We start from the raw sequence: 24,565 nt of genomic DNA on the forward strand, positions 1-24,565 counted from the left end.
CGCCCTTCAAGCTGAGGTAGGAAGTCGGGGGTCGACTTTGAACCGGGAGTACGTCAGTGAGCGCCATGCCGATCGCCCTGCTGCTCACCACGGCCGCCACGGGCGCCGTGGGCGTCGCCGTCCTGCGCGCCGTCCTCGTGCTGCGCCGCCAGGTCGCGGCGCTGCGCACCGAGCTGGCCGAGAGCCGCGCCGCCACGCGGAGCCGGATCCCGGCCGCCCGCACCACCAGCGACGCCGAGGAGATACGCGCCGCCGTCGCCGAGGCGCTCGCCGAGGAGCGTGAGCGGGAGCTGGCCGAGGCGCGGGCCTTCTGGGCCGCCCAGGAGTCCCGCGACGCCTCCGACGCCCCCCTGCTGCTCGGTCTGTCCGACAGCGAGCTGTTCCTGCCCCGGCAGGCCGACCTCGTGGGTCTGGAGCCGGTGGTCGAGCCGGGCGCGGACGCCGACGAGCCGGCCGGGGAGTCCGCCGAGCTGGCCGCGGCCCGCCGTCGGCACCCCTCGCACCCGGACTTCGTGCCGAACCCGTCGCCGGCCGTGAACGATCACGAGCGCACCGTCGCCGCGCTGGAGGAGCTGGCCGCCTCGCACGTCGCGCTGGCGGACGTCCGCCCGGGTCCGCTCGGCACGCTCGACGTGTACGTCTTCACCGACGGCACCACCCTGTGCATGACGCCGGGCCACCGCGAGACCGCGGAGCGCCTGGCCGCCGCCCTGCAGGCGGGGCGGACGCCGTACCTCCTGGGCGGCTCGGGCATCTCCGGCGCCTACACGCTGACCTTCGCGTGCGGCGAGGAGAACGTCTACATCCTGGCGGACCGGGTCATCGCGTCCCTGTAGTCCCGGTGGCCCCCGCGGCCGGCGGCCCCTGCGGCCCGCCGGCCCCGCGTCCTCACACCCCGGCCCGCTTGCGGGCCTCCTCCACCAGCAGCACCGCCTCCTCCACCTGGTCCGCGTCCGTCAGGACGACGGCCAGGTCGTGCGCGGCGACGGCGATCTGGTCGGCGGCGGCGAACATCCCCGCGTCCGGCATCTGACGCGGCTCGGCGTCCGGTTCCTCGGCGAGCTGGGCGCGCCGGGCCAGTTCCCTGGCCAGCTCCAGCGCCTCGGCGGCGGCCCCGCGCTGCAGCCTGCTCTGCGGGGCGGCCCGCAACCGGTCGGCGAAGTCGTCCACGGCACGGGTCAAAGGCGTCGTATCAACCACGGCGTGAGCGTACGCGGCGTTCCGGGACTGTTGCCAACGGGCGAACGCTCAGGCACGGTGACCTGAAGGACCGGCCACATCCCCTTTCGCCCGGAGGCGCCGATGTCCCACGTCTTGTCCGAGGAGACCCATCGCAATCTGCTCGCCCGCATCCCCCATTGCACCGGTCGTGCGATCTCCGACTGGCTGCGCACCGTCGAGGACGGACCCGCCCTCCGTTTCGAGGAGAGGGTCAGCTGGCTCCGCCACGAACACGACCTCTCCTACGGCCACGCCAAGGCGATCATCCACGAGTACGAGCTGAGGAGGGCCGCGCGCCGGCTGCTGTGAGCGTGCGCCGTCCCGCCGACGGTGACGACGAAGGAGCCCCGGGCACGGTGCCCGGGGCTCCTTCACGCGGCGCTCCGACGTGCGGGGCGCGGCGGCGTCAGTCGCTGCTGTTGAGGATCGAGATGAGCCGCAGGAACTCCATGTAGATCCACACCAGCGTCAGCGTGAGGCCGAAGGCGGCGAGCCAGGCCTCCTCGCGCGGGGCGCCGTAGGCGATGCCGTCCTCGACCTGCTTGAAGTCCAGGGCGAGGAAGCAGGCGCCGAGGATGACGCCGATGACGCCGAAGACGACACCGAGGGCGCCGCTGCGGAAGCCGAGGCCGTCACCGCCGCCGAAGACGGCGAACAGCATGTTCACCAGCATCAGGAAGACGAAGCCGAGCGCGGCCGCCATCACGAAGCCGTAGAAGCGCCGGTTGACGCGGATCCAGCCGGCCTTGTAGGCGATCAGCACGCCGGCGAAGACCGCCATCGTGCCGATCACGGCCTGCATGGCCGCGCCGTCGGCGATGCGGTTGTCGACGACGCTGGAGACGACGCCGAGGAACACGCCCTCGAACGCCGCGTAGGCCAGGATCAGCGCGGGCGACGCCTTGCGCTTGAAGGACTGCACGAACGCCAGCACCATGCCGATCAGCGCGGCACCGATGCCGATGCCGTACGACCGGGAGATGTGGGCGTCGTCGACCGGCAGCAGCGCCCAGGCGAGCGCGGCGGTGACGACGAGGACACCGAGCGTGGATCCGGTGCGGACGACGACGTCGTCGATCGTCATCCGGCCGGTGGTCGCCGGTGCCTGCGGCGGCACGCCGTACTGCTGGTCCTGCTGTGCGTACGGGTTCTGGGCGTAGGGGTTGCCGACGGGCTGGGCGTACGGGTTGCCCTGCGCGTACGGGTTGCCCTGCGTGGCGACGGCGGGTCCCCCGGCCTGCGGCGCGGCGTTGAAGCCCGCGTAGCCGTTGTCGCGGCTGAACCCCCGTCGCGAGAAGACCGGGTTTCTGCTCCTCATTTCACTCCTCCATGGCCACACTGCGCAGCCTTGGCCTAAGAGTAATAGAACGGCAAAGGAATGACCCTACTGCTTGGGGAGGATCTTTCCCTCGTCCTGTCGCGCAACACGCCACGGGGAACGGTGATTCCCCCCACGGGCGGGCCGCACCCCGGGCTCATCCGATCGGGAAGCCGGTGTAGGCCTCGGCGAGGTCGGTCTCGGCGGCGCGGGAGGAGGCGATCCGGTCCAGGCGCGCCACCTGGAGGCGGTCGTCGAAGGGCGTGGCGTCGGGGGCGCGGTGCAGCAGCGTCGTCATGTCGTACGAGAACCGCTCGGCCTGCCACACCCGGCGCAGGCAGGTGGCGGAGTAGGCGTCGAGCAGCTCGGCGGAGCCGGTCTCCCGCCGGTGCGCCAGGGCCCGGGCGAAGGTGACGACGTCGCCGACGGCGAGGTTGAGGCCCTTGGCGCCGGTGGGCGGCACGATGTGCGCGGCGTCGCCGGCCAGGAAGAGGCGGCCGTGCCGCATGGGCTCGTGGACGTAGGAGCGCATGGGGGTGACGGACTTCTGGGTGACGGGACCGCGCCGGAGCGTCCAGTCGTCGTCCGTCTCGAAGCGGCGCTCCAGCTCGTCCCAGATCTCCTCGTCGCTCCACGCCTCGGCATCGGTGCCCTCGGGCACCTGGAGGTAGAGACGGGAGACGGACGGGGAGCGCATGGACAGCAGGGCGAAGCCGCGGTCGTGGCGGGCGTAGACCAGCTCGTCGTGGGAGGGGGCCACGTCGGCGAGGATGCCGAGCCAGGCGAAGGGGTACGTCCGCTCGAAGGTGCGGCTCGGCGCGGCCGGGACGGCACGGCGGGCCACGCCCCAGAAGCCGTCGCAGCCGACGACGTAGTCGCACTCCAGGACGTCCTCCGCGCCGTCCGCGCCGCCGTGCCGGAAGCGGACGCGCGGGTGGTCGGTGTCGGCGTCCTCGACGGCCAGCGCCTCCGTCTCGAACAGCAGCGGGCCGCCGTCCTCGAGCTGGAGGGCGATGAGGTCCTTGCAGACCTCGGTCTGGGCGTAGACCGTCACGGACCGGCCGCCGGTGAGGGCGGGGAAGTCGACGCGGTGGCGCCGCTTGTCGAAGCGCAGCTCGATGCCGTCGTGGCGCAGCCCCTCGCGGTCCATCCGTTCCGCCGCGCCGACCGCGCGCAGGACGTCCACCGTGCCCTGCTCCAGGATCCCGGCGCGCTGGCGCCGCTCGACGTAGGCGCGGTCGCGGCTCTCCAGGACGACCGAGTCGATCCCGGCGTCGTGGAGGAGCCGGGCGAGCAGGAGTCCGGCGGGGCCGGCCCCGATGATGCCGACGGTGGTGCGCATCGGTCGTTCCCTTCGATTGGCGTCGTTGCCGCGGGGGCTGCGCGCACGTTGTTCGCGTGGTGAAAATTCCTTCACTGATTTCCGCGCCGAGTCTCGGCCTCCCGCGGCCCGCTGTCAACGGTTTCGGGCCGACTCCCGCGAACGGGCCTTTCCATGAGGGAAAGTCGAGGTACTCTTTCCATCGTGGAAAACAGCGACCGGAAAGACCCTGCCGCCGCGCGCTCGGCCCTGGACGGCGTGGCCTCCGCGCGTGCCGCGCTCGCGGACCGCGCCTCGGCGCCCTGGTGGTACCACGCCGGACTGGGCCTCGGCGTGGGCCTCGCCTTCGTCTCGATCGACGTCGGCGGCAGCCTGGTGCCCTCCGGGGTCGTCGCCGGGGGGATCGTCCTCCCGGTGGCGCTCACCCTGGGCGTCGCCCGCTCCCGCGGCGTCTCGGTCGACCGCTCGGTGTCCGCCCCCGGCACCCGTGGCCTCAACGGCCTCCACCTGGTGCTCCTCCTCGTCCTCGGCGCCGTGGGCCTCGGCCTGAAACTGGCTGCGGACGTGCCGGGCGCCATGTCGGCGGCCGGACTCGTGGCACTCGCCCTCACCGTGTACGTCACCAGGCGCAACGACGCGGCGCTGCGCCGCGACCTGCTGCGACGGGCGTGACCGTGTCCGGTCTGGACGACGTGATCCACCCGGCGCACCGGCTGCAGATCTGCGCCATGCTCGCGGCGGTCGATTCCCTGGAGTTCTCCGTGGTCCGCGATGCCCTCGGGATCAGCGACTCCGTCCTGAGCAAGCAGGTCAAGGTGCTGCAGACGGCCGGTTACGCGACCGTGCGCAAGGCCCCCGTGAACTCCCGCACCCGCACCTGGCTCGCCCTGACCGAGACGGGCCGGCAGGCGCTCGCCGGGCACCTCGCGGAACTGCGCCGCATCGCCGCCCTCGCCGACCCGGCCGCACGAGGGTGACGTCCCGGCGTCCGGCGTGAGCGCCCCCACCGGTCCCTCCGCCCGGGAAACGCGGCATCGTGGTGAGTGCCCGGAGCCGGACTTGAACCGGCACGCCCGCGAAGGGGCAGCGAGGTTTAAGCTCGCCGTGTCTGCATTCCACCATCCGGGCAGGCCATGGGCACCGCGTCGAGTGTCCCGACCCTATCGGGACGCGCCCCTCCGACACCGGGCGGGCGAACCGACGTTGTCTTATTTTATTGACGCCTGAGGGATCATCAGCTTCATGAGCAGGCCATCCGCACTTGCCAACAGCCTTGCGCGCGAAGACCGGCCACGCATGCGGAATGACGGAATTTCACCGTCTCTACAAGGGTGCCCGACCTGTTCTCGCGCCCCCGTGCGGCGACGGGCCGCCGGGGCCCGCCGGAGGTGCCCGTCAGGGCAGCCCGTCATCCGTAGGTATGACACCGGCCGCGGCCGTCCGACCTCAGTCGCCCCCCGAAACCGGAACAGCGGCTGATGGCACGGCGGCCCCCGGCCGGGAGGATGGATGACGTCCCCGAGCACATCGCCGTACCGACAGGAGCGTCCTCCCCGTGACCACCGCACCCCTCGCCGACCGGTCCACCACCGTGGCCGCGCGCGCCACGGAGCTTTCCAAGATCTACGGCCAGGGAGAGACCCAGGTGGTCGCCCTCGACCGGGTCTCCGTCGACTTCCGGCAGGCCGAGTTCACCGCGATCATGGGTCCCTCCGGCTCCGGCAAGTCCACGCTGATGCACTGCGTCGCCGGGCTGGACACCTTCTCCTCCGGTTCGGTGCGCATCGGCGACACCGAACTGGGCTCGCTGAAGGACAAGCAGCTGACCAAGCTGCGCCGGGACAAGATCGGCTTCATCTTCCAGGCGTTCAACCTGCTGCCGACGCTGACCGCGCTGGAGAACATCACCCTCCCGATGGACATCGCGGGCCGCAAGCCGGACAAGCAGTGGCTGGACTCCGTGATCCAGATGGTCGGCCTCTCCGGCCGGCTCGGCCACCGTCCCACGCAGCTCTCCGGCGGGCAGCAGCAGCGCGTCGCCGTGGCCCGGGCGCTGGCCTCCCGGCCGGAGATCATCTTCGGTGACGAGCCGACCGGAAACCTCGACTCCCGCTCCGGCGCCGAGGTGCTGGGCTTCCTGCGCAACTCCGTACGGGAGATGGGACAGACGGTCGTGATGGTCACCCACGACCCGGTGGCCGCCTCCTACGCGGACCGGGTGGTGTTCCTGGCCGACGGGCGCATCGTCGACGAGCTGCACGGGCCGACGGCCGACTCGGTGCTGGACCGCATGAAGCGGTTCGACGCCAAGGGCCGCACCAGCTGACGTCCGGACCCGCGCGCCGCAGGGGCCGACCCCCGCACCCGCGCGCCGCACCGGCCGACGCCCCACCGCCTTCCACCCCGTACGTCTGGACGAAGTAGACCCATGTTCCGTACCGCCTTGCGCAACGTCTTCGCGCACAAGGCCAGGCTGTTGATGACCGTGCTCGCCGTGATGCTCGGCGTGGCGTTCGTGTCCGGCACCCTGGTCTTCGCCGACACCCTCTCCAACGCCTTCCGCAACCAGTCGGCGAAGAGCTACGACGACGTCGCCGTCGCCGTCACCTCGTACGCCGACCCGGACAACCCCAAGGAGGAGCCCGGCCTCTCCGGGAAGGTCCTCGACCGGATCGCCGCCGTGGACGGCGTCGCCGGGGTGTACGGCCGCGTCGAGGGCTTCGCCGGCGTCGCCGACCCCGACGGGAAGCTGATCGGCGTCGGCTGGTCCAACAAGGGCTCCAACTTCGCGCCCGGCAAGGACGGCAAGGACACCGCGTACACGTTCACCGACGGCTCCGGCCCGGTGAAGGACGACCAGATCGCCCTGGACGAGGAGTCCGCCGCCAAGGGCGAGTACGAGGTCGGCGACCGGGTGCGCGTCGCGACCAACGGCCCGGTGAAGGAGTACACCCTCAGCGGTGTGTTCACCACCGAGGACGGCGCCGTCAACGCCGGCGGCAGCCTCGTCCTCTTCGACACCGCCGTCGCCCAGAAGCAGTACCTCCAGCCGGGTTACTTCGAGGAGGCCACCGTCGTCGCGGCCCCCGGCGCGGACGACGCGAAGATCCTCGCCGCGGTCGAGCCGCTGCTGCCGGACACCGCCGAGGCGCAGACCGGCAAGGCGCTCGCCGACGAGCAGGCCGACCAGATCGAACAGGGCCTGGGCAACCTCAAGCAGGTCCTGCTCGGCTTCGCGGGCATCGCGCTCTTCGTCGGCATCTTCCTGATCTCCAACACGTTCACGATGCTGGTCGCCCAGCGCACCAAGGAGATCGCCCTGATGCGCGCCGTCGGCGCCTCCCGCAGGCAGGTCACCCGCTCGGTGCTCGCCGAGGCCGCGCTGGTGGGCCTGGTGGCCTCGGCCGTCGGCTTCGCCCTCGGCGTCGGCCTGGCCGTCGGACTGCGCTCCGGCATGGCGGCGGCCGACATGAAGATGCCGGACGGCCCGCTGGTCCTGTCCGCCACGCCGGTGGTCGCGGCGTTCGCGGTGGGCGTGCTGATCACGGTGCTCGCCGCCTGGCTGCCCGGCCGCCGGGCCGCGAAGATCCCGCCGGTGGCGGCCATGAACAGCGTCCACGCGGTGGCCACCACCAAGTCGCTGGTGGTCCGCAACTCCATCGGCGCGGCCGTCACCGCCCTCGGCGCGGCGGCGATCGTGGCGGGTGCCTCGACCGGCGGCGACGACGGCCGCATGTACATCGGGGCGGGCGCGTTCCTCGCGCTGATCGGCGTGATCGTCCTGATCCCGCTGCTGTCCCGGCCCGTGATCGCGCTCGTCCGTCCGCTGCTCGTCGGCCCCTTCGGCGTGGCCGGCAAGCTGGCCGGCCAGAACGCGGTCCGCAACCCGCGCCGCACCGGCGCCACCGCCTCGGCGCTGGCGATCGGACTGACGCTGGTGACCGGCCTGTCGGTGCTCGGCGTCACGGTCGGCAAGGCCATCGACAAGATGACCACGGACAACATCAGGGCCGACTACATGGTCACGATGGCCAACGGCGGCGACCTCGACGGGTCCGCGCTGACGGCGCTGGAGAAGGCCGAGGGCGTGTCCGCGGTCTCGCCGCAGCAGGACGCCTACCTCAAGATCGGCGGCGACTACGTGTCCGCCTCCGCCGTCACCCCGGGCGACATCGAGAAGGTCCTGACCGTCGACGTCGTCAGCGGCAGCGCGGGCTCGCTCGCCCAGGGCCGGATCGCCGTCGCCGAGAAGACCGCCGCGAGCAGGGGCTGGAAGACCGGCGACACCGTTCCCGTCACCTTCGACGACGACGAGAAGGCCACGCTGACGGTCGGCGCCGTCTACAAGGACAGCGAGTTCCTCTCCCCCGTCCTCATCGACCGGGGGGTCGTGGGCCGGCACGAGGCGAAGCCGTCCATCCGGCAGATCTTCGTGAAGGTCGACGGTGGTCAGACCGCGGCGAACGAGAAGGTCGTCGTCGACGCGCTCGGTGGCAACCCCGCGATCACCGTGATGGACCGGCAGGACATCCGCGACGAGTTCGGCGGCGCCATCAACACCCTGCTGAACGTCATGTACGGCCTGCTGGCGATGGCCCTGATCATCGCGGTGCTGGGCGTCGTCAACACCCTCGCGATGTCGGTCTTCGAACGGCAGCAGGAGATCGGCATGCTGCGCGCGATCGGTCTGGACCGGCGCCGGGTGAAGCGGATGGTCCGGCTGGAGGCCGTCGTCATCTCGGTGTTCGGCGCGGTGGTCGGCATCGGTCTCGGCGCCTTCCTCGGCTGGGCGATCGGCGAGACGATCGCGGAGGAGATCCCGGGGTACACCCTGGTCCTGCCCTGGGACCGGATCGGGATCTTCCTGGTGCTGGCCGGTCTGGTGGGCGTCCTGGCCGCGATGTGGCCGGCCCGCAACGCCGCCCGGCTGAACATGCTGAACGCGATCAAGGCGGAGTAGCCGCCACGCGCGTGCGAGGGCCCCGTTCCCGGGTGGGAGCGGGGCCCTCGCGCGTGCGGCGGGCCCGCGGGCCCGGTCGCCCGCGGGCTCAGTTCCAGGTGCGGGCGCGCAGGGGCATCCCGGAGGCGCCCGAGTCCGGCGTCCGGACGGCGAGGACCTGGTTGACGCCGATGCGGTTGTGCTCGAAGGAGAGCGCGGAGGCGGCCATGTACAGGCGCCAGACGCGGGCCCGGCCGGGGCTGACGAGCCGGGTGGCCGCCTCCCACTCGGACTCCAGGTTGGTCACCCAGCGGCGCAGGGTGAGCGCGTAGTGCTCGCGGATCGACTCCACGTCGCGCACCTCGAACCCGGCGCGCTCCAACTGGGTGACGGTGGTGCCGACGGGGGCCAGCTCGCCGTCGGGGAAGACGTAGGAGTCGATGAACTCGTCCACGCTGTAGGAGGACTCGTCCTGCTGGGGGCGGCGGGCGATCTGGTGGTTCAGCAGCCGCCCGCCGGGCTTGAGGAGCCGGTACAGGCCGGCGGCGTACTCCAGGTACCGCTCGGCACCGACGTGTTCGGCCATGCCGATGGACGAGATCGCGTCGTACGGCCCGTCGGCGACGTCCCGGTAGTCCTGGACGCGGATCTCCACCCGGTCGGTGAGCCCCTCGTCGGCGACCCGCTTGCGCGCGTAGGCGGCCTGCTCCTGCGACAGGGTCACCCCGACGACGCTCACGCCGTGCTCGCGGGCCGCGTGGAGGGCCATGGAGCCCCAGCCGCAGCCGACGTCGAGCAGGCGCTGACCTTCCTTCAGGCCGAGCTTGCGACAGACGAGTTCGAGCTTGTCGCGCTGGGCGGTCTCCAGGGTGCCGCCTTCGGCCTCGGGGGCGGACCAGTAGGCGCAGGAGTACACCATGGACGGACCGAGGACGAGTTCGTAGAAGTCGTTGCCGACGTCGTAGTGGTGGCTGATGGCCCGCTTGTCGCTGCGCCTGGTGTGCAGGTGGCGGCGGGGCCTGCGGACCTCCTCCGGCGGCGGCGCGGGCGGCAGCGGCGGACCGGCCAGCTTCACGAGCCCGCGCACGGCGGCCCGCACCTCGGGGTCGCGGAGGGCCGCGACGAGCCCCCGGGCGTCCTCACCGCGCTCCCAGACGAGCCCGGCGAGCAGGTCGAGGGCGGTGTAGAGGTCCCCTTCGACGTCGAGGTCCCCGGCCACCCAGGCCCGGACCAGCCCCAGCTCCCCCGGCTTGAACAGCAGACGGCGCAGTGCCCTGCGGTGCCGGACGACGAGCGTCGGCGTGCCCGGCGGTCCCGCCTGCGAACCGTCCCAGGCCCGAACGCGCACCGGGAGCGGCGCTCCCAGCAGCTGTTCGAAGAGGTTCTGCAGCCGCAGCGCGGCATCAGCCATGGCGTACCTCCGTGACGAGCGATCCCGGAATGTCCTGACACCACGTAAACACCTGGGGGGCCGCGGTGCAGTCCCGCCACGGAGTCATGGCCCGGCAAAAACACGTGCCGAGGCCATCTATCGGCCGTCCGGCGTCCCACGGCCGGCGTTTCATGGCCGGCGTTTCATGGCCGGCGTTTCATGGCCGGCGTTTCATGGCCGGCGTCCGTCGAGCCGGACCCTGCACCGGGACGTCGTCTCCGTCCGCGGGACCTTCCGGACACCCCGTCAGGAACACCGGCCCGGCCCGGTCCCGGGTACGCCGAAGGGGCCGCCCGCACCACGGATGGCGGGCGGCCCCTTCGGGGAGGTGCCGGTACTACGGCTGCGGTGACCGGGGGTCAGGAGGCCTTGGCCTCGGTCTTCTCCGCGGGCTTCTCGCTCTTGTCGGCCTTCGGCGCGGCCGGGGCCGGCTTGGCGGCCTCGTAGAACTCCTCGCGCGGGGTCTCGATCGCGCCGAGGGAGACGACCTCGCGCTTGAGGAACATGCCGAGCGTCCAGTCCGCGAACACGCGGATCTTCCGGTTCCAGGTCGGCATCGCGAGGCCGTGGTATCCGCGGTGCATGTACCAGGCGAGACGTCCCTTGAGCTTGATCTTCATCTTGCCCATGACGATCATCGCGACGCCCTTGTGCAGACCGAGGCCCGCCACCGCGCCCTTGTTGGCGTGGCTGTACTCCTTCTGCGGGAAGCCCCGCATGCCGGAGACCACGTTGTCGCCGAGGACCTTGGCCTGGCGCAGCGCGTGCTGGGCGTTCGGCGGGCACCAGGCGTTCTCGTTGCCCGCCTTGCGGCCGACCAGGTCCGGGACCTGGGCGTTGTCGCCCGCGGCCCAGATGTAGTCGGTGCCCTTGACCTGGAGGGTGGGCTCGCAGTCGACGTGCCCGCGGGGACCCAGCGGCAGGCCGAAGCGGGACAGGGCCGGGTTCGGCTTGACGCCGGCCGTCCACACGATGGTGTTGGAGTCGACCTCGAGGCCGTTCTTCAGCACCACGTGGCCGTCGACGCAGGAGTCCATGGAGGTGGACAGGTAGATCTCGACGCCCCGGCTCTCCAGGTGCTCCTTGCCGTACTGGCCGAGCTTGGGGCCGACCTCGGGAAGGATCTTGTCGGCGGCGTCCACGAGGATGAAGCGCATGTCCTCGCGGGACACGTTCTTGTAGTACTTGGCCGCGTCGCGGGCCATGTCCTCGACCTCACCGATGGTCTCCGCGCCGGCGAAGCCGCCGCCGACGAAGACGAAGGTGAGCGCCTTGCGGCGGATCTCCTCGTCGGTGGTGGAGTCGGCCTTGTCGAGCTGCTCCAGAACGTGGTTGCGCAGGCCGATGGACTCCTCGATGCCCTTCATGCCGATGCCCTGCTCGGCGAGGCCGGGGATCGGGAAGGTGCGGGAGACCGCGCCCATGGCGATGACCAGGTAGTCGAAGGGCAGCTCGTACGCCTCGCCGACCAGCGGGGCGATCGTGGCGACCTTGCGGTCCTGGTCGATGGTGGTGACCCGGCCGGTGAGGACCTCCGCCTTCGGAAGCACGCGCCTGAGGGGGACGACGACGTGTCGAGGGGAGATGCTGCCGGCGGCGGCTTCGGGGAGGAAGGGCTGGTAGGTCATGTACGACCGCGGGTCGACGACGGTGACGGTCGCCTCGCCGTAACGCATCTTCTTCTGGATGCGTCGAGCTGCGTACAGGCCTACGTACCCACCGCCTACTACGAGGATCCTGGGACGCTCCGTGGTGCTCATGGCATCGAGTATCCACCCGTCCCAGGGGGGTCGATCGTGCGCCCCTTCACAAGCTTCGGTGGAGGCTGTGCTACCATCCGCCGCCCACGTGACGGAGATCATGGCGCGGGCAGGAACCAGCGTGTAGTGCGCCCCGTTGTCAATGCCGCTTGAGCTGCCACTCCGCACCACGGAGGGTGGTGACCCCGCCCCCGGCGAGCCCTCTCCGAACCCCCTGCGGAACGCCGTCCTGAACACGTTCAAAGGGCAGTTGAACCCCCAAAAGGGTCAACCGACGGCCTTTCGCCGCCCGGCGGGGCCCAAATCCTTGTGAAGAACTTCACGAAGTTTCCCGACGGAATGTCGCCGGGGGCCCGCCACGGCCCCCCCGGGGGGCGCTCAAACGTCGTCCGACCTGCTCAGGGAGCCACCACCGACACCTACGCCACCGACCACGCGATGCCGTCGAGGATCGCGCACGAACGCGCTCCCCTCTGCGGATGTACCGTGTACACGAAAATGCGTACACTAACTTCATGACTGAGAACACCGTGACTGTACGGGAAGCCCGCGCACACCTCGCCGATCACATCAACCGGGCCGAGGAAGGCGTCCCGACCGTCATCACGCGCAACGGTGCACCGGTGGCAGCCGTGGTCCCGATCTCGGACTTCGAAGCGTTGGAGGAAGCCGCCGACGTGATGTTGGCGCGCGAGGCCGAAGCTGTGCTGGCCGAGGGCGGCACCACCGTGACGATGGCGGAACTGCTGGCGGATCTGTTCACCGAGCAGGACGGCGAGGCGGCGTGAAGTACGCCTTCCGGTTCACCACGGCGGCACAGCGTCAGCTTCGGGCCATCAGCCGACCCGACGCCATGCGCATCCTGACCGCGTTGACCGCACTCGGTGACGATCCGTACCGGCAAGACGCCGACGTCAAGAAGCTCACCGGCCCGTCGAACCTCTACCGGCTCAGGGTCGGCAGCTACCGGGTCGCCTACCAGATCAACGATGGTGAACTCGTCGTCCTCGTGGTCAAGGTGGGCGACCGGCGGGACGTCTACCGCAACCTGTGACGCCCCGCCCGGCACCGGCACCAGCACCGCCTCAGCGCGCCTCGGCGGCGCAGCTGTGAGCGATGCCGTCGAGGATGTCGTGCTCGCTCACGACGACCTCCTCCGCGCCCATCCGCTCCATGATCGCCAGGAGGACCAGTGCCCCGGCCCCGATCACGTCGACGCGGCCCGGATGCATCGAGGGCACCGCGGCGCGCTCGGCGTGGGTGGAGCGCAGCAGCCAGTCGGTGATCTCGCGGACCCGGTCCCTGGACACCCGGGAGTGGTGGATGGCGGCCGAGTCGTACTCCGGCAGCTCCTGCGCGATCGCCGACACCGTCGTCACCGAGCCGGCCAGGCCGACCAGCGTGCGCGCCTCGCGCAGCGGCACGGTCCGCTCGGCGAGGTCCAGGGCCGCCTCGACGTCGGCCCGTATGGCCGCGATCTGCTCCTCGGACGGGGGGTCGGTCACCGCGCCGTCGCGGACCAGGTGCCGCTCCGTCATCCGGACGCAGCCGACGTCCACGGACCGGGCGGCCCGCACGTGGTCGTCGCCGACGACGAACTCGGTCGAGCCGCCGCCGATGTCCACGACCAGGTAGGGCCTGTCGAGGTCCACGCGGCCGGTCAGCTCCTTCGTCGCGCCCGTGAAGGAGAACTCGGCCTCCTGGTCGCCGGAGATGACCTCCGGCTCCACGCCGAGGATGTCCAGCACCCCCCGCACGAACTCGTCCCGGTTCTCCGCGTCCCGGGAGGCGGAGGTCGCCACGAAGCGCAGCCGCTCGGCACCGTACCCCTCGATGACCTCCGCGTACTCACGGCAGGCGGCGAACGTCCGCTCCAGCGCCTCGGGCGCCAGCCGCCCGGTGCGGTCGACGCCCTGTCCCAGCCGCACGATGGTCATGCGCCGGTCCAGTTCGGCCAGCTCGCCCGTCGCCGGGTCCACGTCGGCCACCAGCAGCCGGATGGAGTTCGTACCGCAGTCGATGGCGGCGACCCGGGTCACTTGCCGTCCTCCCCGCAGGTCTCGGAGACCGTCACGCACGGCCCCTTGCGCCACCACTCCGGCAGCATCGCGATCGCCTCGTCGCCCAGCGGGTTGACGCCCGGACCGGCCGCCAGCGAGTGGGCCACCAGCACGTGCAGGCACTTCACCCGGTCCGGCATGCCGCCCGCGCTCGGGAAGCCGGTCAGCTCCTCGATCTCGTCGCGGCGCCGGATGTAGTCCTCGTGCGCGGCCCGGTAGGCGTCGGCCAGCTCCGGGTCGGCGGCGAGGCGCTCGGTCATCTCCTTCATCACGCCGTTCGCCTCCAGCGTGCCGATCGCGGAGGCCGCCCTCGGGCAGGTCAGGTAGTACAGCGTGGGGAAGGGCGTGCCGTCGGGCAGCCGCGGCGCCGTCTCCACGACGTCCGGCTGTCCGCACGGGCAGCGGTGCGCGATGGCGCGCAGGCCGCGCGGTGGGCGCCCGAGCTGCTGCTTGAAGGCCTCCACGTCCGCGTCGCTGGGCTCGGTGCGCGGAGTGGTGGGCGGGGGAGTCTGCATGACTGTCTTCTGCTGGTCTTCCTGTTGAGTCACTGCCGGTGGGCGGCGGCGTCGGCCTTGTCGACCCCGTCCCACACGTTCCGGTACCAGGGACGGTCGGCCGCCCCGACGTCGGCGCGCGACTGCTCGGCCGCGTGCGGGTCGACGACGATGAACCCCGTCTCCCCCGGCATCACGTAGTGCAGCCGCAGGCGGATCTGCTGCTCGGCGTACGCGTCGTCCTGCCAGCGTGCCTTGAGGTCGCGCAGGTCCTCCACCCGCTGGCGGGTCCGCTCCTGCTCCTCGCGCAGGTCGGCGATCTCCGCGCGCTGGGCGACGTACTGCCGTATCGGGTAGGCGAGCGCCACGACGAGCGAGCACAGCACCATCGCGAGCAGTGCCGCCCGGCCGGTCAGGCGGGAGCGGCGGGCCTGGCGCCTGGTCTGCGAACGGTAGACCCGGGCCGCGGTCTGCTCCCCGATGATCCGGATCCTGGTCGCGGTGGAGAAACGGTCCCGGTCCTTCACCGCCATGTCCCCGCCTCCGCCTTCACGGTCGTCATACGTGCGTACGTCCCCGCACACGGTACGGGACCGGGTACGGGGACGTACGTACGACGCTTCCTACAGGGGTGGCACTCCACCCCCGCCGTGCCTACTGGTTCGCGGAACGGAACCGCGGGAAGGCGCTGCGGCCGGCGTACACCGCGGCGTCGTCGAGGATCTCCTCGATGCGCAGCAGCTGGTTGTACTTGGCGACGCGCTCGGAGCGGGCCGGGGCGCCGGTCTTGATCTGGCCGCAGTTGGTGGCGACGGCCAGGTCGGCGATGGTGACGTCCTCGGTCTCGCCCGAACGGTGGGACATCATGCACTTGAAGCCGTTGCGCTGGGCCAGCTCCACGGCGTCCAGGGTCTCGGTCAGCGAACCGATCTGGTTGACCTTGACCAGCAGGGCGTTGGCGGCGCCCTCCTCGATGCCGCGGGCCAGGCGCTCGGGGTTGGTGACGAACAGGTCGTCACCGACGAGCTGGACCTTGTCGCCGAGCTTGTCGGTGATGGTCTTCCAGCCCTCCCAGTCGTCCTCGAACAGCGGGTCCTCGATGGAGACCAGCGGGTACGCCTCGACCAGCTCGGCGTAGTACTCGGTCATCTCGGCGGCCGAGCGCTGCTTGCCCTCGAAGGTGTAGGAGCCGTCCTTGTAGAACTCGGACGCGGCGACGTCGAGGGCGAGCGCGATCTGCTCGCCCGGGGTGTAGCCGGCCTCCTTGATGGCCTCGAGGATGAGGTCGAGGGCCTCGCGGTTGGAGCCGAGGTTCGGGGCGAAGCCGCCCTCGTCGCCGAGGCCGGTGGCCAGGCCCTTGCCCTTCAGCACCTTCTTGAGGGTGTGGTAGACCTCGGTGCCCCAGCGCAGCGCCTCGGAGAAGGACTCCGCGCCGATCGGGGCGATCATGAACTCCTGGATGTCCACGTTGGAGTCGGCGTGCGAGCCGCCGTTCAGGATGTTCATCATCGGCACCGGCAGCAGGTGCGCGTTCGGGCCGCCCAGGTAGCGGAAGAGCGGCAGGTCGCTGGCCTCGGAGGCGGCGTGGGCGACGGCGAGGGAGACGCCGAGGATGGCGTTGGCGCCCAGCGAGCCCTTGTTGTCGGTGGCGTCCAGGTCGAACATGGCCTGGTCGATCAGGCGCTGCTCGGTGGCGTCGTAGCCGACCAGCTCGGGGCCGATCTGCTCGATGACGGCGAGGACGGCCTTCTCGACGCCCTTGCCCTGGTAGCGGTTGGGGTCGCCGTCGCGGAGCTCGATGGCCTCGAAGGCACCGGTGGAGGCACCGGACGGAACGGCGGCACGCCCCGTGCTGCCGTCGTCGAGGCCGACCTCGACCTCGACCGTGGGGTTGCCTCGGGAGTCCAGGATTTCCCGGGCTACGACGACGTCGATGGACGGCACGAGCATCTCCTTCTTCGATGTGACGCTTCGGTGTGACGCGGGTCCGCGAGGACCGCAGCGGCTCTGCGGGACGAGCCTAACCGGCTCCGGGCGATCGGCCAGCCGGTCACCCACCCGTTGGACAGAACCGAGAATAGATTGTTTCCGAACGGAACAAAGACCGTTCACGGAAACCGGGGGCCTCCCGGCTCCCCGGACGCGAAAAAACCCGCCCCGGTGCGTACGGGGGAACACGCACCGGGGCGGGAGCAGGGGGGGCCGCCGCTTACTTGAGGTGCAGCTGCTGGCCCGGGTAGATCAGGTCGGCGTCGTCGACGATGTCGTCGTTCAGCTCGAACAGCTTCGCCCAGCCGCCCTCGACGTGCCGCTCCGCGGCGATCGAGCTGAGCGTGTCGCCCTCGACGACCTTGTACTCGCCGTCGCCCTTCTCGACCTTCTTGCCGGTCGGGGTGGTGACGGTCTTCTTCTCGGCCCCGGTCCCGGCCTCGGCGGCCGGACGCTCGGAGGAGCGCGAGGCCTTCTGCTCGGTGGAGCGCTCGGCCGTGGAACCGCCGCTCCGGCTCTGCGAGCCCTCGGAGCTGCCGGAGGACTGCGAGGAGCCGCCGTCCTGGCCCTCGGCGGAGCCGCCGGAGTAGGCGGCGCCCGACAGGCCGGTGCCGCAGACCGGCCAGGCACCCTTGCCCTGGCTCGCGAGCACCTTCTCGGCGACCTGGATCTGCTGCGCCTTGCTCGCCCGGTCGGCGGTGGAGGCGTACTGCGTACCGCCGTAGGCGGCCCAGGTGGAGGCCGAGAACTGCAGGCCGCCGTAGTAGCCGTTGCCGGTGTTGATGGCCCAGTTGCCGCCGGACTCGCACTGGGCGACGGCGTCCCACTCGGACGCGGTGGCGGCGGAGGCGTTGCCGGCCGCCATCAGCGGGGCGGCGACGGCGGCACCGGTGACGCCGGCGACGGCGATGACACGGGTGGCCTTGGACGGACGACGGTGCTTGCCCTTGCCGGAAAACAGCATGGTTGATCCCCTCACCGACGCCTGCGAGGTGAGCTGTCGGGTTCGGGCCGGTTGAGTTGCCCGGCCGGGTCCCTCACGGAACTCGGCTTCACCCCCAGCCGCTCCGGATCGACTGTCCGGTGCGGCACCTACCTGGGTCCCCCGCTCCTGCCTGCGGCGCTTGACGCGACGACTGTTCCCGTACCGCCGCTGGCAGGATTCGGCGTTGCGGCGGTCGGGGCCCGCGGTGACGAGCGATCACGACGGTAAGCACGCGCTCCGCGGATTTTCAAAGACGATCACGGCTTCTGAGACCTATCTCTCACGTGATCCAAAACGGACATACAGCCTCTAACCGTGACGCGAACTAGCCCTGGTTTTCGCCCGTTTCGCCCGTGACGGTGAGCGTCTGACCGGGCAGGATGTGGTCCGGGTCGGCACCGACGACGTCCTTGTTGTCGGCGTAGAGGGAGTGCCATCCTCCGGTGAGCTCCAGGGAGTCGGCGATGCCCCAGAGGCTGTCGCCCGAACGCACGGTGTACGTACCGTCCGTGAGGACGCGGGCGCCGCTCTCGTCGCGCGAGGCGTGCCGCCCCGACGACTCCGCCGCACGGCCGCCCACCGCACCCTCTTCGGCGCTGCTTCCGCGGTGCCGGCCGGTCGCGGGGTCCTCGGTGCCGACGAGTCCCGAAGCGGCGTCGTTCTGCCCCGACTTGTCCGACTCGCCACCGTCCGACGCGGCGACCCCCGCACTGCCGGACGCCTGCGCGTCACCCTCGGCCGGGGTGCCGGACGAGACGGACGTGTCGGACTTGGTCGTTTCCTCCCCGGTGGCCGTCGCGGCACCGGTCGTGGCCGGGGCGGACGGTGACGGGGACTGCGACTGCGACCGGGACGGGGAGGGCGTCACCGAAGGTGACGATTCCGGGGCGGACTCGACGGATCCGGTCGAGCCGGTCGATCCGGACGACTCGGTCGTACCCGACGTGTCCGATCCGCCCCTCCCCGCCGACGACCCGTCACCCGACGTGCCGGTGCCGCCGGTCACGGTTCCCGAGTCGTTGCCCAGCCCCGCGAGCAGGCCGCAGGTCGGCCAGGCCGCGATGCCCTGGGCCGCGAGCACCTTCTCGGCGACGGCTATCTGCTGCGAGCGGCTCGCCTGGTCGGCGCTGGGCGCGTAACCCAGGCCGCCGTACTGCTCCCAGACGTCCTGGGACAGCTGCAGGCCGCCGTAGTACCCGTTGCCGCTGTTCTGGCTCCAGGCGCCGCCCGTCTCGCACTCGGCGACCCGGTCCCAGTTCGTTCCGTCGGCCGCGTGGGCGCCGGTGGCCCCCAGCAGCGGGATCGCGATGGCGGAGCCGGTGACTCCGGCGGCGACGACCAGGGCGGGAGCCTGGCGGGGGCGACGGTGACGACCGTTCCCGGAGAGCATGCGACGACCTTTCACGAGACAGCAGGGACGGCGCGGCGGGTGATGCTCGTCGGCCACGCTGATCCGTGAACGTATAGGGAGATGATCGCTTGTCACAAGTTCATGCCGTGCAGATCACATGAAGATCACAGAGGTGAGCGCGTGTCACGTTTGCGTTGGTGACGGATCGTTCCCGGGCGGCGGGGGCACCGGCGCGAACGACACCGGGAGGGTGCGCAGCCCCCGCATGATGAGCCCGCCGCGCCAGCGCAGTTCGGCCGGGTCCGCGGCGAGGGCCAGGTCCGGCAGGCGGGTGAGGAGCGTGGCGAGCGCGGTCTGCCCCTCCAGCCGGGCGAGCGGGGCGCCGAGGCAGTAGTGGATGCCGTGGCCGTAGCCCAGGTGCTGGCTGTCCCGGCGGGAGAGGTCCAGGGTGTCCGGGTCCGTGAAGCGCTCCGGGTCCCGGTCGGCGGCGGCCAGGACGACGAGGACGGGGTCCCCGGGGGCGATGTCCTGCCCGCCGATGGTGAGCGCCTGGGTGGCGAAGCGCCAGGTGGCGAGCTCCACCGGGCCGTCGTAGCGCAGCAGTTCCTCCACGCCGGTCTCCAGCAGAGCGCGTTCGCCGGCGGCGAGGGACGCCTGGAGGCGGGCCCGCTGCCCGGGGTGGGTGAGCAGGGCGTACGTGCCGTTGCCGATGAGGTTGACCGTGGTCTCGAACCCCGCGAACAACAGGATGAACGCCATCGCCGCGACCTCGTTCTCGGTGAGGTGCTCGCCGTGGTCGGAGGCGCGGATGAGGCCGGAGACGAGGTCCTCGCCGGGGTCCGGCTCGGCCGGCAGCGCGGCGCGCTTGCGGTGGATGAGGTCGGCGAGGTAGCCCCGCATCTTCTTCACCGACCGCGCGACGCCGCCCCGGGGGCCGCCGCCGTGACGGATCATCATGCCCGCCCAGTCCCGGAAGTCGTCCTGGTCCTCGCGGGGGACGCCGAGCAGGTCGCAGATGGCGTAGATGGGGAGCGGGAACGCGAACTCGTGGATGAGGTCGGCGGAGCCGGTGGCGGCGAACCGGTCGATCAGGTCGTCGGTGAGCTCCTGCACCCGTGGCGCGAACTCGGCGACGCGTCGTGGCGTGAACGCCTTGCTGACCAGCCGGCGCAGCCGGGTGTGGTCCGGCGGGTCGATGTTGAGCAGATGCGTCATCAGCTCGGCCTTGCGCTCGCCCGGGATGCCGGTCTTGCCCTTGGCGTGCGCGGGCTCGTCGTGGTGCTCCGGGTTCTTGGACAGCCGCTGGTCGGCGAGTGCCTGCCGGGCGTCGGCGTACCGGGTGACCAGCCAGGCCTCCACGCCGCTGGGCAGCGTCGTGCGGTGCACGGGGGCGTGTTCGCGCAGCCAGGCGTAGGCGGGGTAGGGGTTGCTCGCGAACTCCCAGGTGAACAGCTCGGGGGCCGGGTCGCGGGGAGTGGCCGGGCCGCCGGGTGCGGCCGGGTCGCCGGTCACGCCTCGACCTCCCTGATCGCGTCCCGGTAGGCCCGGGCCGCCGCCCGCAGGGCCGCCTCCGGGTCCGTGCCCTCGGACTCGGCGCGGGCCGCCAGGGCCAGGAGTTCGTAGCCGATGCCCTCGCCCTCGGGGAGCGGCACGTCCAGGCCCGCCGTGCGCACCCGGGAGGCCAGCTTGGCGGCGAGGGCCAGGCCGGGCTGGCCGAGGGGGACGCCCTCGGTGACCGAGGTGCGCTGCTTCTCCACCGCCTTGGTGCGCAGCCAGTGCTCCCTGACCTCCTCCGGCGTGGTCGCCGTCTCCTCGCCGAAGACGTGCGGGTGGCGGTGGACGAGCTTGGCGACGATGCCGGCCGCGACGTCGTCGATCGAGAACGGCGCCTCGGTGTCCTCCTCGGCGATGCGGGCGTGGAAGACGACCTGGAGCAGGACGTCGCCGAGTTCCTCGCGCAGTTCGTCGCGGTCGCCGTCCTCGATGGCCTCGACGAGTTCGTAGGCCTCCTCGATGGCGTACTTGGCCAGGCCCTCGTGGGTGCGCCGCGAGGACCAGGGGCATTCGGCGCGGATGCGGTCCATGACCTGGACGAGGTCCAGGAGGCGGGCGCCGGGCAGGTCGTAGGAGGCGGGGAGCAGCTCCAGTTCGGGCATGGGGACGCGGCCGGAGCCGGCGAGGCGGGCCAGCCCGTCGGTGAGGGCCGGCTCGCCCTCACCGGTCGCGACGACGACCACCGTGCGGCCCCCGGCGCAGGCGGCGACCAGTTCCCCGGCGGCCGGGGCCGCCTCGTCGACCCGTACGCCCGCCTCACGCAGGTAGGGCAGCTGCGGGTGCGCGGCGTCGGCGCACAGCACGCGGTCGGCCGTGCGCAGCGCCTGCCAGGCGGGCCAGGACAGCAGGCCGGGGGCGACGCGGTGGCTGGTGGTGAGCAGGACGATGCGGCCCGGGTCGGGGGCGGTGCCGGGAGCGGGGTCGGCGGTGGTTGCGTTCACCGTCCGAACGTAACGCACGCCGTCGGCCGGGCCGCGGGGCCGTCCGCGGGGGCCGGCCCCCGCGGGACCGTCACGCCGTCTGCGGGGCCCCGGCCGCCGTGACCTCACGCACCCACGGCGTCCTGGCGTCGACGCGGCTGCTCTTCTGGACGTCCCAGGTGCCGTAGCGGGGGTTGAGGTCGACGTCGAGCTGCTGGGACGCCCGGGACAGGGCCTGCCAGAACTCGGGGCGGCTGGTGTCGGTGCCGAGGTGCTCGGCGAGCTTCTGGGCCTCCAGCTGGATGCGGAGGTTCTCGTCGAGGCGCTCGGGGGCGACGCCGTACTGCTGCAGCCAGGCGGTCTCCAGCGCCTTCGCGCCGCCGGCCTGCTGCTCCAGGCCGGTGCGCATCTGCTGGACCTCCTTGCGGGTGACGGTCACGCCCGCGTCCCGGGCGGCGCGCTGCAGCACCCGGTCGAGGACCATGCCGTGCAGGGTGTCGCGGGTGAGGGTGCCGGTGCGGGCGACGACCTGCTGGTACTGGGTGTCGTCCGGGACGGCGGCCCGCTGTGCCTCGCGTACCTCGTCGACCCGTGTCTCCAGCTGGGCGACGGTGATCCGCTGGTCGCCGACGACGGCGGCCGCACCGGGGTGCGCGTCGTTCCCGCAGGCGGTGAGCAGGGGCGCCGCGGCGGCGATCGCGGCGGTGAGGAGGAGCGCGGTGCGACGGCGGCGGTGCAAGTGAACCTCCCGGTGGAGATTGTGCGACGGTGCACAAAGTCTTGCGGTGATCGATGGTAGGCAGTGACCAGGCTTTGGCCAACCCATTCGACCAACGATTCACGGGGACTTCGGGCACCGCCGCGCCGCCGCTCCCTCGGGGCGGACCGGCGGCGGTCACCGGCCGCACGGCGGCGGTGTCCCTAGCCGCGTACCTGCCCGAGCCACTCGAGGGTGCGTCGGACCTCGGCCGCGAGGGGGTGTCCGGGACCGTGGGTGCGCTCCAGGTCGTGCAGGAGCCGGGCCAGGGTCTCGTGGGCGGCGGCGCGGTCGCCGAGGGCGAGCAGGAGGTGGCCGATGCGGCGGCGGACGTCGTGGGCGAGGTCGGGGTCCCCGGCGACGTACTGGTTCTCGTAGTACGGCAGCAGGGCGCGGTACTCGGCGAGGGCGGCGGCCGGTTCGCCGAGCTGTTCCAGGCACTGGGCGGCGTCGTAGCGGTGGCGCAGGGACTGCGGGTCGGCCTGGCCCGCCTCGGCGGCGCGTTCGTCGGCGAGGCGGCGCAGTTCGGGCAGGGCGCGGCGGTACTGGCCGTCGTCCATGAGGGTGGCGGCGTACTGCTTGCGCAGGGTGCGCACGACCGGGGAGCGCTCGCCGTGCTGTTCGGCGGCGGCGGGCAGGATCGCGCCGAGGATGTCGACGGCCTGGGTGATGCGGCCCTCGCCGAGCAGGCGCTTGACGTCGTCGACGGCGCGGGCGACGTCCGGTTTCCCGGCCTCGGCGGCGGGGGGCGCGGGGGCGGGCTGGGGCGCGGGGGTGCGGGCGCGGTCGGGCCAGGGGGCGTGCGGGCGCACGAAGGGGCGGGTGGGGTCGAGGGGGCCGCCGGTGGGCATGCCGCGCGCGGGCAGCAGCAGCGCGAGGTGTTCGTACACCTCCTGCGCGGAGGCGGGGCGGTGCTGCGGGTCCTTGGCGAGCAGGCGCAGGACGAGCGCTTCGAGCGCCTCGGGGACCTCGGGACGGATGCGGCGCACGGGCAGCGGCGGTTCGTACAGGTGCCGGTGGAGCACGCCGAGGGCGGTGGAGCCGACGAAGGGGACGTCGCCGCTGAGCAGTTCGTGCAGGAGGACGCCGAGGGCGTACAGGTCGGTGTAGGGGCCGACCGCGCCGCCCATCGCCTGCTCGGGGGCCATGTAGGCGGGCGAGCCTATGGGGGTGCCGGTGTGGGTGAGGCGGGTGGTGTCGGCGTCCATGACGGAGGCGACGCCGAGGTCGAGGACGGTGACGGTGCCGTCCTGCTTGACCATCACGTTGCGCGGCTTGAGGTCGCGGTGGACGATCGGCACGGCGTGCACGGCGCTGAGGACGGCGCACAGCTGGGCGGCGACCGCGACCGCCCACTGCCACGGGTAGGGGTCGTGCTCGGCGAGGTGGTCGGAGAGGTCGGCGCCGTCGACGTACTGCATGACGAGGAACAGCTCCTCGCCCTCGCTGCCCGCGTCGTGCACGGTGACGAGGCCGGGGTGGTCGACCTGTGCGGTGACCCGGCACTCGCGCACGAAACGGCGGCGCAGTTCGTCGGCCTCCTGGCCGGCCACCTTGTCGGGGCGCAGCAGCTTCACCGCGACGCGCCGGTCGAGCCGCTGGTCGTACGCCGTCCAGACCTGGCCCATGCCGCCCTGCCCGATGAGCGTGGACAGCTCGTAGCGGCCGGCGACGACCCGTCCTGCCGCCACGGTCACCTCGCGCCCTCGCGGGTGCCGTCGCCGTTGCCGTCGTGCCTGCGGAGGTAGTCGCTGAGCTCGTCGAGTTCGGCGCGGACCTGGTCGATGCGGGCGGGGGCGGGGGTGTGCGGCGGCGGGACCGGGGCGGGTGCGGGCGTGGGGGCCTGGACCGGCGGCGGCGTCGGTACCGGTGCCGGCGGCATCGGGGGCGGGGTGTGCAGGGGGTGGGGCGCGGTCGGCTGACGGGCCGTCTGCGGGACGGTGGTGGCGGTGTACGGCGCCGCCGGGGGCTGCGGGTACCCGTACCCCGGGGCCGGGGCCGGCGCGTAGCCGGCCCCGTAGCGGAGCTGGTGGAAGTGGCGGACGTCGGCCGCCAGGTAGTACGCCATGGCCGCCACGAGCGTGCCGAACAGCAGGGCCATGCCCGTCCAGCCGCCCACGGTGTGGACCTCGTCGCCGGGCTCGGTGCCGATCAGGACGAGGGCGAGCGCGTCCGCGGCCAGCGCGGCCACGAACAGGCCCCAGTCCAGCCCCTTGCGCGTGACGATGGCCAGCCGCAGCAGCATCGTCCAGGCCAGCAGGCCGATGCTGAGGACCGAGACGACCACGAACAGCACGCGCAGGAAGACCAGCCAGCCCGTCGGGGGTGGCTGCTTCACCGGCTGCTGGTAGCCGTGGCCGTGCATGGCTGCTCCTGGTACCTGGGGCGTGGACCGACGTGTCGGCATCGAGCGTATAGGCCGACACGGACAACCGGCCCAGGGTTGTACCGAACCGTTGTCGTG

Annotated in this window: 24 protein-coding genes, 1 tRNA gene and 1 riboswitch; of the genes, 8 read left to right on the plus strand and 17 right to left on the minus strand. The window is 72.1% G+C overall.

The window, feature by feature from the left end; translation table 11 throughout:
• The first annotated feature begins 56 nt into the window (after positions 1–56).
• Positions 57–836, plus strand: a complete 780-nt coding sequence (locus JHAT_RS13925) for a hypothetical protein (protein ID WP_077798466.1) — start codon at positions 57–59, stop codon at positions 834–836.
• 52 nt (positions 837–888) lie between these two features.
• On the opposite strand, the gene JHAT_RS13930 is transcribed toward JHAT_RS13925, so the two are convergent.
• Positions 889–1,200 carry a hypothetical protein gene (locus JHAT_RS13930; protein ID WP_171990885.1) on the minus strand — a complete coding sequence of 104 codons (312 nt, stop codon included), beginning with the start codon at positions 1,198–1,200 and terminating at the stop codon, positions 889–891.
• 102 nt (positions 1,201–1,302) lie between these two features.
• Between JHAT_RS13930 and JHAT_RS13935 the strand changes: the two genes are divergently transcribed.
• Positions 1,303–1,530 (plus strand): DUF4287 domain-containing protein, encoded by a 228-nt coding sequence (locus JHAT_RS13935; protein ID WP_077798468.1) that lies wholly within the window; start codon positions 1,303–1,305, stop codon positions 1,528–1,530.
• 97 nt (positions 1,531–1,627) lie between these two features.
• Here the strand turns inward: JHAT_RS13935 and JHAT_RS13940 are convergent, their stop codons facing one another.
• Together JHAT_RS13940 and JHAT_RS13945 are read right to left on the minus strand one after the other, a co-directional pair.
• Positions 1,628–2,539 carry a Bax inhibitor-1/YccA family protein gene (locus JHAT_RS13940; protein WP_077798469.1) on the minus strand — a complete coding sequence of 304 codons (912 nt, stop codon included), beginning with the start codon at positions 2,537–2,539 and terminating at the stop codon, positions 1,628–1,630.
• Between the two features lie 157 nt (positions 2,540–2,696).
• Positions 2,697–3,881, minus strand: coding sequence for a 4-hydroxybenzoate 3-monooxygenase (locus tag JHAT_RS13945; RefSeq protein ID WP_077798470.1), 1,185 nt, complete (start codon positions 3,879–3,881; stop codon positions 2,697–2,699).
• A gap of 183 nt (positions 3,882–4,064) precedes the next feature.
• Between JHAT_RS13945 and JHAT_RS13950 the strand changes: the two genes are divergently transcribed.
• Positions 4,065–4,532, plus strand: a complete 468-nt coding sequence (locus JHAT_RS13950) for a hypothetical protein (RefSeq protein WP_253195489.1) — start codon at positions 4,065–4,067, stop codon at positions 4,530–4,532.
• Entirely contained in the window at positions 4,529–4,837 is a 309-nt protein-coding gene (locus JHAT_RS13955) for a transcriptional regulator (RefSeq protein ID WP_375603564.1), read from the plus strand. The genes JHAT_RS13950 and JHAT_RS13955 overlap by 4 nt, the downstream gene beginning before the upstream one ends.
• A gap of 67 nt (positions 4,838–4,904) precedes the next feature.
• Here the strand turns inward: JHAT_RS13955 and JHAT_RS13960 are convergent.
• Positions 4,905–4,988 (minus strand) — tRNA-Leu (locus JHAT_RS13960).
• A gap of 427 nt (positions 4,989–5,415) precedes the next feature.
• On the opposite strand from JHAT_RS13960, the gene JHAT_RS13965 reads away from it, so the two are divergent.
• Both JHAT_RS13965 and JHAT_RS13970 read left to right on the plus strand, forming a co-directional pair.
• The gene (locus JHAT_RS13965) at positions 5,416–6,186 is read left to right on the plus strand and encodes an ABC transporter ATP-binding protein (protein WP_077798472.1); all 771 of its coding nucleotides are present in this window, start codon (positions 5,416–5,418) and stop codon (positions 6,184–6,186) included.
• A 102-nt stretch (positions 6,187–6,288) separates the two neighbouring features.
• Positions 6,289–8,820, plus strand: a complete 2,532-nt coding sequence (locus tag JHAT_RS13970; protein WP_077798473.1) for an ABC transporter permease — start codon at positions 6,289–6,291, stop codon at positions 8,818–8,820.
• Positions 8,821–8,908: 88 nt separating this feature from the next.
• On the opposite strand, the gene JHAT_RS13975 is transcribed toward JHAT_RS13970, so the two are convergent.
• Together JHAT_RS13975 and JHAT_RS13980 are read right to left on the minus strand one after the other, a co-directional pair.
• The gene (locus JHAT_RS13975) at positions 8,909–10,210 is read right to left on the minus strand and encodes a cyclopropane-fatty-acyl-phospholipid synthase family protein (RefSeq protein ID WP_077798474.1); all 1,302 of its coding nucleotides are present in this window, start codon (positions 10,208–10,210) and stop codon (positions 8,909–8,911) included.
• 380 nt (positions 10,211–10,590) lie between these two features.
• Positions 10,591–11,991: an NAD(P)/FAD-dependent oxidoreductase gene (locus JHAT_RS13980; RefSeq protein WP_077798475.1), complete on the minus strand. Its 1,401-nt coding sequence runs from the start codon at positions 11,989–11,991 to the stop codon at positions 10,591–10,593.
• 515 nt (positions 11,992–12,506) lie between these two features.
• On the opposite strand from JHAT_RS13980, the gene JHAT_RS13985 reads away from it, so the two are divergent.
• Positions 12,507–12,779, plus strand: a complete 273-nt coding sequence (locus tag JHAT_RS13985) for a type II toxin-antitoxin system Phd/YefM family antitoxin (protein ID WP_048457331.1) — start codon at positions 12,507–12,509, stop codon at positions 12,777–12,779.
• Positions 12,776–13,045, plus strand: a complete 270-nt coding sequence (locus JHAT_RS13990) for a type II toxin-antitoxin system RelE/ParE family toxin (protein ID WP_077798476.1) — start codon at positions 12,776–12,778, stop codon at positions 13,043–13,045. Before JHAT_RS13985 ends, JHAT_RS13990 begins: the two co-directional genes overlap by 4 nt.
• Before the next feature lie 31 nt (positions 13,046–13,076).
• Here the strand turns inward: JHAT_RS13990 and JHAT_RS13995 are convergent, their stop codons facing one another.
• From JHAT_RS13995 to JHAT_RS34635, 11 genes are all read right to left on the minus strand, one after another.
• Entirely contained in the window at positions 13,077–14,030 is a 954-nt protein-coding gene (locus JHAT_RS13995; protein ID WP_077798477.1) for a Ppx/GppA phosphatase family protein, read from the minus strand.
• Complete coding sequence (locus JHAT_RS14000; protein ID WP_077798478.1) at positions 14,027–14,566, minus strand: DUF501 domain-containing protein; 540 nt, start codon at positions 14,564–14,566, stop codon at positions 14,027–14,029. Before JHAT_RS14000 ends, JHAT_RS13995 begins: the two co-directional genes overlap by 4 nt.
• 29 nt (positions 14,567–14,595) lie before the next feature.
• Positions 14,596–15,078: a septum formation initiator family protein gene (locus JHAT_RS14005; RefSeq protein ID WP_077798479.1), complete on the minus strand. Its 483-nt coding sequence runs from the start codon at positions 15,076–15,078 to the stop codon at positions 14,596–14,598.
• Between the two features lie 121 nt (positions 15,079–15,199).
• On the minus strand, positions 15,200–16,489 hold the full coding sequence (eno, locus tag JHAT_RS14010) for a phosphopyruvate hydratase (protein WP_077798505.1): 1,290 nt from the start codon (positions 16,487–16,489) through the stop codon (positions 15,200–15,202).
• A 265-nt stretch (positions 16,490–16,754) separates the two neighbouring features.
• On the minus strand, positions 16,755–17,498 hold the full coding sequence (locus JHAT_RS14015) for a transglycosylase family protein (RefSeq protein ID WP_077798480.1): 744 nt from the start codon (positions 17,496–17,498) through the stop codon (positions 16,755–16,757).
• Between the two features lie 3 nt (positions 17,499–17,501).
• Positions 17,502–17,667: riboswitch (cyclic di-AMP (ydaO/yuaA leader) on the minus strand.
• Between the two features lie 177 nt (positions 17,668–17,844).
• A complete protein-coding gene (locus JHAT_RS14020) occupies positions 17,845–18,909 on the minus strand; it encodes a transglycosylase family protein (protein WP_077798481.1) in 1,065 nt (354 codons plus the stop codon).
• 144 nt (positions 18,910–19,053) lie between these two features.
• The gene (locus tag JHAT_RS14025; protein ID WP_077798482.1) at positions 19,054–20,382 is read right to left on the minus strand and encodes a cytochrome P450; all 1,329 of its coding nucleotides are present in this window, start codon (positions 20,380–20,382) and stop codon (positions 19,054–19,056) included.
• Entirely contained in the window at positions 20,379–21,365 is a 987-nt protein-coding gene (locus JHAT_RS14030) for a nucleoside triphosphate pyrophosphohydrolase (protein ID WP_077798483.1), read from the minus strand. The genes JHAT_RS14025 and JHAT_RS14030 overlap by 4 nt, the downstream gene beginning before the upstream one ends.
• 70 nt (positions 21,366–21,435) lie before the next feature.
• Positions 21,436–22,083: a SurA N-terminal domain-containing protein gene (locus tag JHAT_RS14035; RefSeq protein ID WP_077798484.1), complete on the minus strand. Its 648-nt coding sequence runs from the start codon at positions 22,081–22,083 to the stop codon at positions 21,436–21,438.
• A gap of 182 nt (positions 22,084–22,265) precedes the next feature.
• The gene (gene pkaE, locus JHAT_RS14040) at positions 22,266–23,756 is read right to left on the minus strand and encodes a serine/threonine protein kinase PkaE (RefSeq protein ID WP_290439804.1); all 1,491 of its coding nucleotides are present in this window, start codon (positions 23,754–23,756) and stop codon (positions 22,266–22,268) included.
• A 38-nt stretch (positions 23,757–23,794) separates the two neighbouring features.
• Positions 23,795–24,466 carry a hypothetical protein gene (locus JHAT_RS34635; RefSeq protein ID WP_077798486.1) on the minus strand — a complete coding sequence of 224 codons (672 nt, stop codon included), beginning with the start codon at positions 24,464–24,466 and terminating at the stop codon, positions 23,795–23,797.
• Positions 24,467–24,565 lie beyond the last annotated feature (99 nt).

It is taken from the genome of Streptomyces sp. JHA26 (assembly GCF_002005565.1).
Classification (GTDB): domain Bacteria; phylum Actinomycetota; class Actinomycetes; order Streptomycetales; family Streptomycetaceae; genus Streptomyces.